Genomic DNA, 1,793 nt, shown 5'->3' on the forward strand with positions numbered 1-1,793 from the left:
GATGCCAAAGCCACCCGCTTCGACGCCGTACATCTCTACACCTTCGTCACAAATAAAGGGATAGAACAAGCCGATGGCGTTCGAGCCACCACCAACACAAGCCACTAGCGCATCAGGCAAGCGTCCTTCTTTCTCAAGACATTGCGCTCGCGCTTCGCGACCAATAATCGACTGGAAATCACGCACAAGCATTGGGTACGGGTGCGGGCCTGCACACGTACCGATGATGTAAAAAGTGTTATCGACATTAGTTACCCAGTCGCGCAACGCTTCATTCATTGCGTCTTTAAGCGTATTCGTACCACTCGTTACAGCTTCAACTTCTGCACCTAGCAGCTTCATGCGATATACATTCAAAGCTTGACGTTGAACGTCTTCGGCACCCATAAAGACCTTGCAATCAAGATTCATTCGCGCAGCAACCGTAGCAGAAGCCACACCATGCTGACCCGCGCCTGTCTCGGCTATAACACGAGGCTTCCCGAGATATTTAGCAAGCAATGCCTGACCAATCGTATTGTTAACTTTGTGCGCGCCAGTATGGTTTAGATCTTCACGCTTGAAGTAAATCTTGGCTCCACCAACTTCTTTTGTCAGTCTTTCAGCAAAATATAAAGGTGAAGGACGACCAACATAATCAGCAAGATCTTTGTCGAATTCCTTAACGAATTCCGGATCATTTTTAAGTTCGCGGTACTTTGCTTCTAGTTCGTTCAATGCCGCGAATAAAGTTTCCGAAACGAAGCGACCCCCGTAAGGCCCAAAGTGGCCAGTATCACTTGGTAAAGTACTTAGAAACTGTTCGGTAAACTTAGCGTTAGCTTCTGCTCCCACAGGACACCTCTTGTAAAAATTGTTGTATCAATTGTGATGACTTGATGCCCTTTGATGCTTCAACACCACCACTCACATCAACCGCGTATGGTTGAACGTGCGCAATTGCTTTCGCCACGTTTTGATGAGTAAGACCACCCGCTAAAATTAGCGGCTTAGATCGCTGAACAGGTAAAAGATCCCAGTCGAATATTTCGCCAGTTCCGCCCTGCACACCAGCTTTGTAGGTATCTACGAGGATACCGGTCGCGGTTGGATAATTATTTTCGGCGTTCGTAAAATCCTCAGATGAACGTACACGCAACGCCTTAATGTATGGTACGCCGTAACCCTGACAATCAGATTCACTCTCATCCCCATGAAATTGGAGCAAAGTCACTGGCAACTCTTTACACACCTGATGGATAAGAGAGGGCTCTGCGTCTACAAACAACGCGACAACACCAACAAACGGAGGTAGTACGATGCAAATCTCTTTCGCTTGATCAACCGTTACAGAACGAGGGCTTGGCGCATAAAAAACCAGACCAATAGCATCAGCTCCTGCATATACCGCAGCAAGGGCATCTTCAGGTCGCGTAATACCGCAGATTTTTGTTCGTGTGCGCGAATTAGAAAACATGAAAGCAAACACTTATCAGAATAAATCGAGAGAGTCTTCACTAAGCGTGAAGCCCGCAGCAGCCCAGTATAACTGTTTGAAGCTTTTTACAGAAGATCGTAAAAACAATAAACCTTTGGCATGTGGACTAATCGACCAAAGGTTAGTGCCCCTATTTATTATTTCCTGGTCGCGCGATATCCCACATATCTGCAGGCGAAATAACATCCCAATCAACTTTATTAGAGCCTGACATCGCCAGCATTGCCTGAATCAAGCTTGGCGCGCCGCCTGAGCGGGGCAAATCATATTGATCGGGATAGCCCACATCCGTTAAAAACAAACCATAAGGCTGAGC

General features: G+C 46.9%; 3 protein-coding genes. All 3 read right to left on the reverse strand.

Annotation, left to right across the window (positions count from 1 at the left end):
• Positions 1 to 834: tryptophan synthase subunit beta (trpB, locus tag A3762_RS10855; RefSeq protein WP_068755439.1), on the reverse strand; the 834-nt coding region annotated here is incomplete at its 3' end.
• Positions 818 to 1,456 (reverse strand): phosphoribosylanthranilate isomerase, encoded by a 639-nt coding sequence (locus tag A3762_RS10860; RefSeq protein WP_068755441.1) that lies wholly within the window; start codon positions 1,454 to 1,456, stop codon positions 818 to 820. The genes A3762_RS10860 and trpB, both read right to left, overlap by 17 nt.
• A 151-nt stretch (positions 1,457 to 1,607) precedes the next feature.
• On the reverse strand, positions 1,608 to 1,793 hold a 186-nt coding region (locus tag A3762_RS27500), incomplete at its 5' end, for a hypothetical protein (protein ID WP_197469203.1).

It is taken from the genome of Oleiphilus sp. HI0125, assembly GCF_001635355.1.